Here is a 13,765-nt window from a genome sequence, read left to right on the forward strand (position 1 = left end):
GGGAGATGGTCAATCATTCCCACATGCTGTGCTGGGCTCTAACACCATAGCTATCTAGGGAACCATCTGAATTGAACTTGGATTCAATACGGTACCTTTTCCAGAGGTCGTAGTCTTCTGTTTGAATGGTTAGGATAAAGTTGTTATCCTTATCAGATACATTATAATCAGCAGGATTGACTTCAAAGATATCGATTAACTTTCGTGTTTGAAAATCTTGAAGCTTGAGATTGGCTAGCTTGACATGATTGATGGAAATTTCTTCTAGTTGATTGTTATCCTTAGGTGTTCTGTAGTAGGTAATGACGCAGTTTTTGAGCTGATCTGTATCTTTACCTGTGGGAGTGAGGCTCATAAAGCCATAGGACTGATCATCACGCTTGACTTCAAGAAGCTGACCGTAGTAGAAGTGGTCGTTCTTGGGATTTGTGATGGAAGTCTCTGGACTTTTATCTTCAAAGCTAAAGCCTTGGTCCAAAAGTTCGGAAGCCTTGGTCTCCCCGACAATGACAGTGGTATCTTTAATGGTTACTGGAACAGGTTGCGCTGGAAGGCCACTCATCATCATGCAAAACATAAAAACATAACTCGTTAAAAAAGCTGTCCCGACAAAAGCGTTGGTTGAAGCATAGGCATGACTGTTATGAAAGTTTTTTCTGATAGTTAGTACAACAAATTTACCAATACTTTTTAAAACCATACTAACAAGTACGATGAAAAATTGTTTTTTCAAACATTCATAAACTGCTTGCGGGAAGCTATTGCCATGATAGTAGAATCCAGCCAATGTGAGTAGATTTACGATTAAATAGATCAGCAAGAACCAATGAATCTCTTTAAGGGCATTAGCATCAGTGATTTCTTCATAGTCAACGTGAATTCTTCCTTGAACAGCATGGCCGAGTTTATAGATCCATTTTGGGACATCTTTCCCTTGTCTGACTGCAACTACAAGTCTAATATAAAGATAAATGGTAAAGGATAAGGATAGAAAGAAAAGAGCATAAAATCCCAAAACAATACTAGTGAACATGACTATTTCCCCCTATTTAACATTCAATAAAACAATTTCTCAGCTCCATTATAGCATTTTCTATAGAAATAGAGCTAAAAACATCAGTATTATCCTAAAAGATTCAAAGGAGAAAAATCATGGGAATGATTGCCAATTATCAATATTTACCAGACGATAAATTAAAACAAATAAAGCTACTTTCTAATGAGGAAAATGACTTGCTGGACTTGGCGGAGGATTATGCAGAAGAATATGAAATTTTTCTGGATATCGATAAAATGTGGGATGCTCTTCTCTTTGTCTTGACAGGATTTAGTAGTTCAGAATTTTTGGATGACAATCCCTTGAGAGAAGCTGTTTTAGGGGTGACTCCTCTAGAGGATGTATCTGAATATCTCGCCTATATTGAAAAAAACAAGATAGCTGAGATCGTAGAAGCTTTAGAAAGTTTTGACATGGACAGAGCCATGGCAGACTTTAGTATGGAAGCCTGTAAGAAAGCCGACTTGTATCCTGATATTTGGGATTATCTTGAGGAAGAGGAAGAAATCAAGGATGACATTTTAACCTGCTTTGTAAATATGAAAGAGTTTTACAAAAAGATTTTGGAGCTCAATGGAAATGTCTTAGTTACTATTTGTTAGAAAGTTTATTAAACATTCCTAAAAGAATATAACTGCTTGAGGTAATAAATGAACAAAGAAGATTTATTGGCATTATGGAAGGGAATAAACTGGGAAAAACATGATTCGGGGATCTATTTTCTAGGGCGATATCTAAATAAAGACATAAATATTTATTTTACAGGTTACTGTGAACAGGATTTACTCTTATTATCAGATGATTTGATGACTAGTTTATATAGAAACTTGGAACACCTTGATAAAAAAGCTCAAAAGGTTATCCATGATAATTGGCCTGATAAAGCAGTTACAGAACTGGAATTAAGGGAGTTAATCTTGGATAAAAGTGGTTCTTATGGCGAATTTTCTCTAGGTTATGATGCCGGTGTTTCTCCAGCTGGATCCCTTTATCTTTTAGTGAAATTCGACAAATATTTTCAAGCTGATAGAGAGCTTGTGTATGAAATTTACTAACTGTCTGACAATGAGAGGTTAAAATCAGGTGATGAAATGAAAGATTTATATAAAGCAATATTAGATTTAAATGGTATTGTCCTTGTTACCATTTGTTAAGATTTTATGTCATCCATTAGGAAGGTGGTCAGATGAATCCATATTTACAAGAATATATCACTCGGACAAGGGAATACCATGCTAAAGATGGAAAGCCTTCAAGTGTTGTAGCCCTTTATGATTTGGCTGATGAATTAGCTAAGTCTGAGGATTTAGAAGCTAAAAAAGTCTTAGTTGACCTCTATGACCAATTGGGTCTCTACACTAGTGCCTATAGCTTATTTACTGAAATCTTAGACAAACCTGATCGAAAACAGATAAAGAAACTGAGCTGTTTACAAGAAATGAGTCAGAGTCATGGCGATCGTTTTGCCCTTCATCGTCCCCTAACAAAAGAAGAGAAGAAGCAAAGACAGGACTTGTTAAAAGACTTACCCCATTTTTTCTATCATCCAGATCCCTTAGCTACAGGTTCATTTGTTGAAGGAGAAGCTAAGGTTTGTCCATCTTGTGGGAAAGAAAGCAATGTTTATTATGCACTTATACCTTATAGTATCGAGGATATAGAATACCTTTGCCCATTTTGTATCGCAAACGGTCAAGCGGCCAAAAAATTTGATGCGGAATTTATCCAAGATGCCGAGTGGCAGGGTGAATTGGATCCAGAAAAGAATCATCTACTTTTTTGTCAGACCCCAGGTTACTCTAGTTGGCAAGGAGAATATTGGCTTTCTTGTTGCCAAGATTATTGTGCTTACTTGGGTACAGTTGGAACTCGAGAATTGAAGGACATGGGAATCGCTGAGCAAGTCTTGGCAGACTATGAAGCGCGTGAAGAATATCAAGATATTGAAAAATACTTGGTTAAGGATGGATCTCTTTGCGGCTATCTTTTCAGATGCCTCCACTGTCAAAAATACCAGATTTGGGTTGATGCGGATTAATTTTTAACGATACAAGCACATTAACATAAATTTCTTTGGAATTTTAACGACTAATCATTAATTTAATTTAAGAGTATGAAAATCGGAACATTTTATCTTAGTATACTTTTATCATCTATTAAATTATCATATGAAAAATAGGAGCTACTAAACTTAGTTCCTATTTTATTATTTAAAGGCAAATTTGAAATAGTTTTCAATTTTTAGGTATAGTAAAAATACGAACAAAAATGTAAATAATTTATAAAGTTTCCCCAAAATACTTTACAAATATGTGTAAACATGATATAGTTATAAAGCTTAGAAAATGAGAAGATGTTTTCTAGTAAATATAAACCCGAGTAAAAAATGCCTACGGACAGGCAGGGTTGAATGCCGAAGCGTGGTTGAAAAGCCACATTATTGATAGGGTTAAAAGCCTACTTTTATAAGTTGATGTTAGGACATTTGTCCTAATTCGTATAGATTTGTTAGTGTGGTGAAAGCACACGTCATCTTGTGAAACGATCAATAAAGTACGTAATATTTGCTACTAGAGAGTTAGGAAACATCAGGAACAGACATACTCAAAAGAAACAAACATAAACGCGTCAGTAGATTGTAGAGCAGGTGTCAACCTGCTCTTTTTTCATAAGTATCCTTTAGAGCCTTACACAAGGTGAAAAAAACTATGATAAAGGAGTATGTCTCTATAATGTTAAATCAAAACCAAGCTCCAATTTATGAGGGACTGGTCAAGTTACGAAAAAAAAGAATTGTTCCTTTCGATGTACCAGGTCATAAGCGTGGGCGTGGTAACCCAGAATTAGTAGAACTTTTAGGGGAAAAATGCGTTGGGATCGATGTCAATTCTATGAAACCTTTGGATAATCTAGGACATCCAATTTCGATTATCAGAGATGCAGAAGAACTAGCAGCAGAAGCATTTGGTGCTGCTCATGCCTTTTTAATGATTGGCGGGACAACCTCATCCGTGCAAACCATGATTCTTTCCACCTGTAAATCCGGTGATAAAATCATCCTTCCTCGAAATGTCCATAAATCGGCTATTAATGCACTCGTTTTATGCGGAGCTATTCCCATCTATATAGAGATGAGTGTGGATCCTAAAATCGGTATTGCTTTGGGGCTTGAAAATGATCGTGTGGCGCAAGCTATTAAGGAACATCCGGATGCCAAGGCTATCCTAATTAACAATCCAACCTATTATGGGATTTGTTCAGACCTTAAGGGGTTAACAGAGATGGCTCACGCCGCAGGAATGAAAGTCTTGGTAGACGAGGCGCACGGTGCTCATCTACACTTTACAGATAAACTTCCTCTATCCGCAATGGATGCAGGAGCAGATATGTCAGCTGTATCCATGCATAAGTCCGGTGGTAGCTTGACTCAAAGTTCCCTTCTTTTAGTTGGTAATCAGATGAATCCTGAGTACGTACGCCAGATTATTAATCTGACACAGTCGACATCAGCATCCTACTTGCTAATGGCTAGTCTAGATGTTTCTCGTAGAAACCTTGCCCTTCGTGGTAAGGAGTCCTTTGAAAAAGTTATTGAGTTATCTGAGTATGCTCGTCGTGAAATCAATGCCATCGGCGGCTACTACGCCTACTCAAAAGAGTTAATAGACGGTGTATCAGTTTGCGATTTTGACGTGACTAAGTTGTCCGTCTACACTCAGGGAATTGGTCTCACAGGGATTGAAGTTTATGATCTCTTACGGGATGAATATGACATTCAGATCGAGTTTGGTGATATTGGGAATATCTTAGCTTATATTTCAATTGGTGACCGTATTCAAGACATTGAACGCTTGGTCGGTGCCTTAGCTGATATCAAGAGACTATACTCACGAGATGGGAAGGACTTGATTGCTGGAGAATATATCCAGCCTGAGTTGGTGCTATCTCCTCAGGAAGCCTTCTATGCAGAGAGAAGAAGCTTAACATTAGACGAGTCCGTTGGCCAGGTCTGTGGAGAATTTGTCATGTGCTATCCTCCAGGTATTCCAATCCTAGCGCCAGGTGAACGCATTACACGAGAAATTGTCGATTATATCCAATTTGCCAAAGAACGTGGTTGTTCCCTCCAAGGAACGGAAGATCCAGAGGTCAATCACATCAATGTCATTGAAAGAAAGGAGAACTAGATGGATTTATGGTTTTCTGAAGTTCATACTCCAGATGTGAAGTTAACGATGAGAACAGCAAAGCAACTGTATTCTGGTCAAAGTGAATGGCAGGATATTGAAGTATTAGATACACCAGCTTTTGGGAAAGTGTTAATTTTAAATGGGCATGTCTTGTTCTCAGATGCGGATGATTTCGTCTACAACGAAATGACAGTTCACGTTCCTATGGCTGTCCATCCAAATCCAAAGAAAGTCTTGGTTATTGGGGGTGGTGACGGTGGTGTTGCCCAAGTATTAACACTCTATCCTGAACTGGAGCAAATCGATATTGTAGAACCTGATGAAATGTTGGTAGAGGTTTGTAGAGAATACTTCCCAGATTTTGCTGCAGGACTTGATGACCCTCGTGTTACCATTTATTATCAAAATGGTCTGCGTTTTTTGAGAAACTGTGAAGATGACTACGACATTATCATCAATGATGCGACAGATCCATTTGGACATACAGAAGGTCTTTTTACAAAGGAATTTTACGGTAATAGTTACCGTGCTTTGAAAGAAGATGGTATTATGATTTACCAGCATGGTAGTCCTTTCTTTGACGAAGATGAGTCTGCTTGCCGGAGCATGCACCGCAAGGTCAATCAAGCCTTTCCAATCAGCCGAGTTTATCAGGCTCACATCCCAACCAGTCCTGCTGGCTATTGGTTATTTGGATTTGCGTCAAAAAAATACCACCCTGTCAAAGATTTTGATAAGGAAGGCTGGAAAAAACGCCAGCTATTCACAGAATACTATACTGCAAACTTACACATTGGTGCCTTTATGTTGCCAAAATACGTTGAGGACATTTTAGAAGAAGAGGAAGGAAAAAAATGAGTCGTTTATTAGTTATTGGATGTGGGGGAGTTGCCCAAGTTGCTATTTCAAAGATTTGCCAAGATAGCGATACTTTTAAAGAAATTATGATTGCCAGCCGTACCAAGTCAAAATGTGATGACTTGAAAGCTAAATTAGAGAGAAAAACAAGCACTAAAATTGAAACAGCTGCTCTTGATGCTGACAAGGTAGAAGAAGTGATTGCCTTGATTGAAAGCTACAAACCAGAAGCTGTTTTGAACGTGGCTCTACCGTACCAAGATTTGACTATTATGGACGCTTGTTTGGCAACGGGCGTTCACTATATCGACACAGCCAACTATGAGGCTGAAGATACAGAAGACCCTGAATGGCGTGCCATTTATGAGAAACGCTGTAAAGAGCTTGGATTTACGGCTTACTTTGATTATTCATGGCAATGGGCTTACCAAGAAAAATTCAAAGAAGCTGGCTTGACAGCTCTTCTTGGTTCTGGTTTTGACCCAGGGGTAACCAGCGTCTTTTCAGCATATGCTTTGAAACACTACTTTGATGAAATCCATTATATCGACATTTTAGACTGTAATGGTGGTGACCACGGTTATCCATTTGCGACCAACTTTAATCCAGAAATCAACCTCCGTGAGGTTTCTGCACCAGGTTCTTACTGGGAAGATGGAAAATGGGTAGAAGTTGAAGCCATGTCTATCAAACGTGAATATGATTTCCCTCAAGTTGGACAAAAAGATATGTATCTTCTTCACCATGAAGAAATTGAATCATTGGCTAAAAACATCCCTGGTGTTAAACGCATTCGTTTCTTTATGACTTTTGGCCAATCTTATCTAACGCATATGAAATGCTTGGAAAACGTTGGGCTCCTTCGTACAGATGCTATTAACTTTAACGGTCAAGAAATCGTGCCGATCCAATTCTTGAAAGCCTTGCTTCCAGATCCTGCAAGCCTTGGACCACGTACAGTTGGAAAAACTAATATTGGATGTATCTTTACAGGTGTCAAAGATGGCGTTGAAAAGACCATATACATCTACAATGTTTGCGACCATCAGGAGTGCTACGCAGAAGTTGGATCACAAGCCATTTCTTATACAACAGGTGTCCCTGCTATGATTGGGACAAAACTAGTGATGGATGGTACATGGAAACAGCCTGGAGTTTATAACCTGGAAGAGTTGGATCCAGACCCATTCATGGAAGCTTTAAATAAATACGGTTTGCCATGGGTTGTGGTTGAAAATCCACAAATGGTGGACTAATGAAATTAGAACAAGTACCAACGCCAGCCTATGTCATTGATTTAGCAAAACTAGAAGAAAATTGCAGCATTCTGCAACAGGTTCAGGAAAAGGCAGGTTGTAAGGTTTTGCTAGCTCAAAAGGCTTATTCTCTCTATAAAACCTATCCCATGATTAGTCAGTATCTGTCTGGTACAACGGCCAGTGGACTCTATGAAGCAAAGCTAGCTAGAGAAGAGTTTCCAGGGGAAGTCCATGTATTTGCGCCTGCTTTCAAGGAAGCTGACATGGAAGAGTTGCTTCAACTATCGGATCATATTGTTTTTAACTCAGACAGACAACTACGAAAATATGGTCAAACTTGTCGTGAAGCTGGGATTAGTGTAGGTTTGCGCCTTAATCCTCAATGTTCAACACAAGGAGATCACGCGCTCTATGACCCTTGTGCTCCTGGTTCCCGTTTTGGAGTGACTTCAGATAAGATACCAAGTGATTTGCTGGACTTGGTGGACGGACTTCATTTCCACACTCTTTGTGAACAAGGTGCCGATGATTTAGAGACAACCTTGAAAGCAGTAGAAGAGCAGTTTGGACAGTACTTGCATCATGTTAAATGGCTCAATATGGGCGGTGGACATCACATTACAAGAGAAGACTACGATGTGGACTTACTGATTTCTGAGATTAAACGCATTCGAGAAACCTATAATCTTGATGTCTATATCGAGCCAGGAGAAGCCATTGCACTTAATGCGGGTTATTTAGCTACTGAAGTTTTAGATATTGTAGAGAATGGGATTGAGACCTTAGTACTAGACGCTTCAGCGAGCTGCCATATGCCAGATGTCCTTGAAATGCCTTATCGTCCACCATTGAGAGATGGTTTTGAAGCGAAAGAAAAAAACTATACATATAGACTTTCTTCCAATACCTGTCTAACAGGAGATATCATTGGTGACTATAGTTTTGAAAATCCAGTTGAGATTGGAGATAGACTTTACTTTGAAGACATGGCTATTTACTCATTTGTCAAAAATAATACCTTTAACGGTATTGGACTTCCAAGTTTGTATCTCATGGACAAAGAGGGTGAGTGCAGTCTAGTCAAAGCATTTGGCTACCAAGACTTTAAGGAGAGATTATCATGATGGACCGTCCAAAGAAATTAGGTTATCGTATGCCTGCAGAGTATGAACCCCATCATGGGACTCTTATGATATGGCCTACTCGACCAGGTTCTTGGCCATTTGAAGGCAAGGCCGCTAAAGCTGCTTTTAGCCAGATTATCAAAATCATTGCTCAGGGGGAAACAGTCTACCTTTTGGTTGAGGAGGACTATCTATCTGAAGCACAATCCTATCTTGGAGATAATGTTGTTTATCTCGATATTCAGACAAATGATGCCTGGGCTCGTGATACAGGTCCGACCATTCTCCTTAATGATAAAAGGGAGAAGTTAGCGGTAGACTGGTCTTTCAATGCTTGGGGAGGTTCTGTGGATGGACTTTATCAAGACTATGAAGCAGATGACCAAGTCGCGCCTTCCTTTGCTAAAGAATTAAATATACCTGTTTATAGCGCCAAACCTTTTGTACTAGAAGGTGGTGCCATTCACAGTGACGGCCAAGGAACAATACTTGTCACAGAAAGTTGTCTCCTCAGTCCTGGTCGCAATCCTCATATGTCTAAAGAGGAGATTGAAAAGACCTTATTAGAGAGTCTTGGAGCTGAAAAAGTCATCTGGCTTCCTTACGGTATTTATCAGGACGAAACCAATGAACACGTCGACAATGTTGCTACCTTTGTAGGCCCAGCGGAGATTGTTTTAGCTTGGACAGATGACAAAGACGATCCCCAGTATGCCATGTCTGCAGCAGATCTAGCTCTTTTAGAGACGGAAACAGATGCAAAAGGCCGTTCCTTCACAATTCATAAACTCCCAATTCCAGCTCTTCATCAAGTAGTGACGGAAGAAGATTTGCCAGGCTATTCATATGAAGAAGGTGAAGAAGAACGCTATGCTGGTGAGCGTTTAGCAGCATCCTATGTGAACTTCTATATTGCCAATAAGTCTGTCTTGGTGCCACAATTTCAGGATGTCAACGACCAAGTGGCCTTAGATATTCTTAGCCTGTGTTTCCCAGACCGTGAAGTGGTAGGAATTCCAGCTAGAGATATTCTTTTAGGTGGTGGAAATATCCACTGTATTACCCAACAAATTCCAGAATAGGAGAAAAAGATGAGAAATGTAACAGTTGCAGCTATTCAGATGCAATGTAGTTCAGACGTAGCGACAAATATTCAAACAGCTGAACGTTTGGTTAGACAAGCAGTAGACCAAGATGCACAAATTATTCTCTTGCCTGAATTATTTGAACGTCCCTATTTCTGTCAGGAACGACAATATGACTACTACCAGTATGCCCAGTCAGTATCAGAGAATACGGCTATTCAGCATTTCAAAGTGATTGCCAAGGAACTAAAGGTCGTTTTACCGATCAGTTTCTATGAAAAGGATGGTAATGTCTTATATAATTCGATTGCTATCATTGATGCTGATGGAGAAGTGCTAGGAGTTTATCGCAAAACGCATATACCAGATGACCATTTTTATCAAGAAAAATTCTTCTTTACTCCTGGAAACACAGGCTTTAAAGTTTGGGATACTCGCTATGCGAAAATCGGTATTGGAATTTGTTGGGATCAGTGGTTCCCTGAAACAGCCCGTTGTCTTGCTCTAAATGGTGCAGAATTACTCTTTTATCCAACAGCCATTGGTTCGGAGCCTATCTTGGATACAGATAGTTGTGGTCATTGGCAACGTACCATGCAAGGACACGCAGCAGCAAATATTGTCCCAGTTATTGCAGCCAATCGTTATGGTGTGGAAGAAGTACAACCTTGCGAGGAAAACGGAGGGCAAAGTTCAAGTCTTAATTTCTATGGTTCATCCTTTATGACCGATGAAACAGGAGCTATCTTGACTCAAGCAGATAGCCAAGCTGAAGCAATCTTGTTAACTACATATGACCTCGAGAAAGGAGCAAATGAGCGCCTAAACTGGGGCTTGTTTAGAGATAGACGACCAGATATGTATAAAGATATTGTGAGATGAAAAAGCCTATCGTAGGCTTTTTTCTGTAGATACTATAGTAATTTTTGATAATGTCCTAGAATTCTGATAAAATGAACATAGTGTTAGCAAGGTTAAAAGAGACTGGAAAGTGCTCAATCAATTTTTCCTTGAAGAATTAAGTCGTGGCTGAGGTTAGATATGGAAAAATGGACTTGTAGATGTGGTCAAGCAATGAATGACGACTTAGCGCCCAATCCAAATGCTCATTCAGTTTATTCGGATGAGCTCTTAGTAGAAATTATGAATAAGAAAGATGGTAATGATACAATTTCCTATGATGACATTTCAGAGGTTTCCTTTCGTTTGTGGAAGTGCCCAAATTGTGGTAGTTTCATGGTTTTTGATGAAGAGGATAATCCAGATTGTTTTACTTTTTATGAACGTCAGACCAGTGTGAAAGCTGAACAGCTTTTCGATCATGATCAGGAATTAAATCTCGTGGTTGTTGAATTTCAAGAAGGTGGAAATGGATATACCTATATCTGTGATGATCCAACTATTCAGATTGGTCATGGTGTGATTGTACCAACTGGGAAGGAAAATATTGAAAAAATAGCTCTGGTAGTCCAGAAATATCATGCTTTCCCAAGAGATATCACTTATCCCGCTGAAAAGTTAAAAAGGGTTATCCGTAGGTATTCTATTTTTGATCCCGAGACTTCAAAAATAGTTTGTAAAAATATACTTGAGCATGGAAGAATTCTAAATGCTTGCTCGAAAAAAGTAAAAATAGAGTCTAAACAAATTTACCATGCAATCAAAACTCCTCTAGGCTATTTTTGGTTGGAGTTAAATAGAATTCCAATTCCGATGAAAATCACACAAATTCAAGTACAAGATAAAAAGTATCAGGTAGAGGGTGCCTACTTCATTAAACCCACCAAGGTAAACTACAGTAAATTGTTAGAACTTGAATTATGTGCAGATTTTGATATTGACGCCTCCCGTTGGATTGACGTTCTATCAGATGAAAATGTTTGGGGAAACACCTGGGAAATAAATGGTCTACAATTTGGAATTACTGCAGGAGAGTCCCCAGAATTTGAAGATGAAGTTGTTACTAGAAAATTTAGCCGTGTCCCACTTTATTATGACTGGCATCCAGAATATGAAGACTATTATGGATTTAGCCTAGCATGGAAAAAATACGAGTCTGATAGTGATTTGTCGATTTTTTTCTATACGACATAAAAGAAATGCTCGGTATTATTGTGTAAATTATAAAACAATATTTGAGATTTTTAGATGAAAAGTAATTTAATTTTACAAGAAAAAGTAGCCCAATTAGGCTACTTTTTTAAAATTCTTTATAAACATAAGGATTCTCTGGTTTGTCTACTTTGATGATAGACTGGACTTCAAGGATTGGGAGGATTTGCTTGAGTTCCTTGTGATAGTGATTGCTAATCTTACCTTTGACTTTTACCCAGGTGTTATTCTCATAATGATTGGTATTTCCTGTGGTTAAGAGGCCAAAAACTCCTGAATCAGCGATACAGTGCATGATACCAAAGCGAAAGACAAATTGACTATTAGCATGATTTGGATCGTTGTAGACAAAACCAGTAAACTCTATTTCTTTACCTTCAAATTCATTTGGATAATCATAGATAGCTTCCATGACCTCTAGGTAATTTTCATCATTTATAACTATACTAGATTGAGCTAAGTATTTATCAGCAGATTTCCTAACAATTTTTTCATAAGCTGTCTTTGAATAAAAGCGACTGGTATCCGGTTTGAGATACTGACTGCTCGTACCTTCACTTGCTTGGATTGCCTTGTCAGTTCCTTCAGACAAAGGGAAATAATATCCTTTTGCCGATACTGTTTGAGAATCCAGACTGACAGTTGGAAATGTAAATCCAACTAACAAGGGTAAACTTAAGAGGACAAAACTAGCAAACTTGGCTGAAAAACTATGTAAGTGACTATGTTCTTTCAAACGCTTGAAGCAAAGATAGGCTTGAACAATGGCTAGTAACAAAGATAAAAACATAGTAATATAAGCCAGATATGAATAGTGGAGATTTAGATACTGATTGAGCTTACCTGATAGTTGCAGATAAAGGGTTAAGACAAAATAGCTGAACAAAATGATAAATCGTATCATAGCATCACCCCAACTAGATAAGAATAAATAAGTACAACGAGAGTCACTATTGTCATGAACTGCCAAATAAAGCGAGTTTTAAGATAATTCTTCATCATGAGTAAGTTCTTAACATCAAGTATAGGGCCGATAACCAGAAAGGCAAGAACTGGAGCAAAGCCAAAACTGGAGAGAAGTGAAGAGCCAATAAAGGCATCCGCCTCACTACAGAGTGATAGTAGGAATGATAAGAGCATTAACAGAATAATAGCCAGTAGTGGTGTTGCGCTGATAGATGTCAAGAGCCGAGTTGGAACATATACTTGAACTATACTTGCAAAAAGACAGCCAAAGACTAAATAACGCCCCATATCAAAGAATTCATCAATAGCTTGGATAAATACCTGAAGTATTTTTTGACCTTTACTCAAGTGAGAAAAATCATGCTCATGGCAAGAGATTCTATTTTCTTTTTGAATCGATTCTTCCCAGAAAAATCCAAGGAAAATACCCAATATCGTAGCAATGAGTATTGCCCCTAAAGCTCTTAGAAGAACCATTTGAATGGAATTACCAAAAGCTGAATAAGTCGCAAAAAGTACGATGGGATTGATGATTGGAGCGGTTACTAGAAAGGGAACAGCTGAATAGCTTGGAACCTTCTTCTCCAAGAAACGATTGATGATAGGGACAATCCCACACTCACAAGAGGGAAAGAGAAAACCAATGAAGGTACCAAAAAAGATTCTCCCCAAGCGATTTTTAGGGAGAAATTTATAAACCTTCTCAGGAGTCACATAGACTTCAATGGCACCAGAGATGATACTACCAATTAAGACAAAGGGTAAAGCTTCAATGATAATTGAAAGAAAAATGGCGCCAGCTTGTAGCACACTAGAAGGTAAACTTTGAAAGAGTGTCATCTATTTTTTCTTTTCTGCCTTATCTTTCTTTTCTTTGTCATCTGGAAATGTTACTTGCTTTAAGTCAGGTAGTTTAGCGAATTCTTCGAACATCTTATCTAAGTCATCAGTTTTTGTAAATTTAACAGCCATAAGGCATACCTCGATTCTTTTAGTTATCACTATTATACTATTATTTCTAAGAAATAGTTGGATTTTAAAATAAACATGGCTTTTATCTTTATAAAGTTGAAATAAAGCAACAAATTAATGAAAACAAGCTTTCTTCCTTATG

At 38.4% G+C, this 13,765-nt stretch carries 14 protein-coding genes; 10 read left to right on the forward strand and 4 right to left on the reverse strand.

What is annotated here, in order from left to right; genetic code table 11:
* Positions 1–13: 13 nt before the first annotated feature.
* A complete protein-coding gene (locus QM847_RS00855) occupies positions 14–1,033 on the reverse strand; it encodes a hypothetical protein (RefSeq protein ID WP_414353285.1) in 1,020 nt (339 codons plus the stop codon).
* A 119-nt stretch (positions 1,034–1,152) separates the two neighbouring features.
* Here QM847_RS00855 and QM847_RS00860 point away from each other — a divergent pair, with 119 nt between their 5' ends.
* The 10 genes from QM847_RS00860 to QM847_RS00905 all read left to right on the forward strand — a co-directional run bounded on the left by QM847_RS00860 (position 1,153) and on the right by QM847_RS00905 (position 11,667).
* Positions 1,153–1,659 (forward strand): YfbM family protein, encoded by a 507-nt coding sequence (locus tag QM847_RS00860; RefSeq protein WP_414353286.1) that lies wholly within the window; start codon positions 1,153–1,155, stop codon positions 1,657–1,659.
* Between the two features lie 48 nt (positions 1,660–1,707).
* Positions 1,708–2,112, forward strand: a complete 405-nt coding sequence (locus QM847_RS00865; RefSeq protein WP_414353287.1) for a hypothetical protein — start codon at positions 1,708–1,710, stop codon at positions 2,110–2,112.
* A 131-nt stretch (positions 2,113–2,243) separates the two neighbouring features.
* The gene (locus QM847_RS00870; RefSeq protein ID WP_414353288.1) at positions 2,244–3,095 is read left to right on the forward strand and encodes a CbrC family protein; all 852 of its coding nucleotides are present in this window, start codon (positions 2,244–2,246) and stop codon (positions 3,093–3,095) included.
* A 694-nt stretch (positions 3,096–3,789) separates the two neighbouring features.
* Positions 3,790–5,244, forward strand: a complete 1,455-nt coding sequence (locus tag QM847_RS00875) for an aminotransferase class I/II-fold pyridoxal phosphate-dependent enzyme (protein WP_414353289.1) — start codon at positions 3,790–3,792, stop codon at positions 5,242–5,244.
* Positions 5,245–6,105, forward strand: coding sequence for a polyamine aminopropyltransferase (gene speE / locus QM847_RS00880; protein ID WP_251936267.1), 861 nt, complete (start codon positions 5,245–5,247; stop codon positions 6,103–6,105).
* Positions 6,102–7,361 (forward strand): saccharopine dehydrogenase family protein, encoded by a 1,260-nt coding sequence (locus QM847_RS00885; protein ID WP_414353290.1) that lies wholly within the window; start codon positions 6,102–6,104, stop codon positions 7,359–7,361. The genes speE and QM847_RS00885 overlap by 4 nt, the downstream gene beginning before the upstream one ends.
* A complete protein-coding gene (nspC, locus tag QM847_RS00890) occupies positions 7,361–8,488 on the forward strand; it encodes a carboxynorspermidine decarboxylase (RefSeq protein WP_414353291.1) in 1,128 nt (375 codons plus the stop codon). The genes QM847_RS00885 and nspC overlap by 1 nt, the downstream gene beginning before the upstream one ends.
* Positions 8,485–9,570 carry an agmatine deiminase gene (gene aguA / locus QM847_RS00895; RefSeq protein WP_414353292.1) on the forward strand — a complete coding sequence of 362 codons (1,086 nt, stop codon included), beginning with the start codon at positions 8,485–8,487 and terminating at the stop codon, positions 9,568–9,570. The genes nspC and aguA overlap by 4 nt, the downstream gene beginning before the upstream one ends.
* 9 nt (positions 9,571–9,579) lie before the next feature.
* Positions 9,580–10,455, forward strand: coding sequence for an N-carbamoylputrescine amidase (aguB, locus tag QM847_RS00900; protein WP_414353293.1), 876 nt, complete (start codon positions 9,580–9,582; stop codon positions 10,453–10,455).
* 159 nt (positions 10,456–10,614) lie between these two features.
* Positions 10,615–11,667, forward strand: a complete 1,053-nt coding sequence (locus QM847_RS00905; RefSeq protein ID WP_414353294.1) for a hypothetical protein — start codon at positions 10,615–10,617, stop codon at positions 11,665–11,667.
* A gap of 106 nt (positions 11,668–11,773) precedes the next feature.
* Here the strand turns inward: QM847_RS00905 and QM847_RS00910 are convergent, their stop codons facing one another.
* Genes QM847_RS00910 through QM847_RS00920 form a run of 3 tightly spaced genes read right to left on the reverse strand, consistent with a single transcriptional unit; the run spans position 11,774 to position 13,623 of the window.
* Positions 11,774–12,589, reverse strand: coding sequence for a TIGR03943 family putative permease subunit (locus tag QM847_RS00910; RefSeq protein WP_414353295.1), 816 nt, complete (start codon positions 12,587–12,589; stop codon positions 11,774–11,776).
* Entirely contained in the window at positions 12,586–13,491 is a 906-nt protein-coding gene (locus tag QM847_RS00915; protein WP_414353296.1) for a permease, read from the reverse strand. The genes QM847_RS00910 and QM847_RS00915 overlap by 4 nt, the downstream gene beginning before the upstream one ends.
* Complete coding sequence (locus tag QM847_RS00920; protein ID WP_000268695.1) at positions 13,492–13,623, reverse strand: SPJ_0845 family protein; 132 nt, start codon at positions 13,621–13,623, stop codon at positions 13,492–13,494. It abuts the gene before it with no gap.
* Between the last annotated feature and the right edge of the window lie 142 nt (positions 13,624–13,765).

Origin of the sequence: Streptococcus timonensis (assembly GCF_047463455.1) — a bacterium.
Taxonomy (GTDB): Bacteria; Bacillota; Bacilli; order Lactobacillales; family Streptococcaceae; genus Streptococcus; species Streptococcus timonensis_B.

Bases quoted from the DNA above. Each gene is read 5' to 3' on its own strand.
- speE (WP_251936267.1), top strand. From the start codon at position 5,245: ATGGATTTATGGTTTTCTGAAGTTCATACTCCAGATGTGAAGTTAACG.
- QM847_RS00870 (WP_414353288.1), top strand. From the start codon at position 2,244: ATGAATCCATATTTACAAGAATATATCACTCGGACAAGGGAATACCAT.
- QM847_RS00905 (WP_414353294.1), top strand. From the start codon at position 10,615: ATGGAAAAATGGACTTGTAGATGTGGTCAAGCAATGAATGACGACTTA.
- nspC (WP_414353291.1), top strand. From the start codon at position 7,361: ATGAAATTAGAACAAGTACCAACGCCAGCCTATGTCATTGATTTAGCA.
- QM847_RS00910 (WP_414353295.1), bottom strand. From the start codon at position 12,589: ATGATACGATTTATCATTTTGTTCAGCTATTTTGTCTTAACCCTTTAT.
- QM847_RS00865 (WP_414353287.1), top strand. From the start codon at position 1,708: ATGAACAAAGAAGATTTATTGGCATTATGGAAGGGAATAAACTGGGAA.
- QM847_RS00875 (WP_414353289.1), top strand. From the start codon at position 3,790: ATGTTAAATCAAAACCAAGCTCCAATTTATGAGGGACTGGTCAAGTTA.
- QM847_RS00885 (WP_414353290.1), top strand. From the start codon at position 6,102: ATGAGTCGTTTATTAGTTATTGGATGTGGGGGAGTTGCCCAAGTTGCT.
- aguA (WP_414353292.1), top strand. From the start codon at position 8,485: ATGATGGACCGTCCAAAGAAATTAGGTTATCGTATGCCTGCAGAGTAT.
- QM847_RS00920 (WP_000268695.1), bottom strand. From the start codon at position 13,623: ATGGCTGTTAAATTTACAAAAACTGATGACTTAGATAAGATGTTCGAA.
- QM847_RS00860 (WP_414353286.1), top strand. From the start codon at position 1,153: ATGGGAATGATTGCCAATTATCAATATTTACCAGACGATAAATTAAAA.
- aguB (WP_414353293.1), top strand. From the start codon at position 9,580: ATGAGAAATGTAACAGTTGCAGCTATTCAGATGCAATGTAGTTCAGAC.
- QM847_RS00855 (WP_414353285.1), bottom strand. From the start codon at position 1,033: ATGTTCACTAGTATTGTTTTGGGATTTTATGCTCTTTTCTTTCTATCC.
- QM847_RS00915 (WP_414353296.1), bottom strand. From the start codon at position 13,491: ATGACACTCTTTCAAAGTTTACCTTCTAGTGTGCTACAAGCTGGCGCC.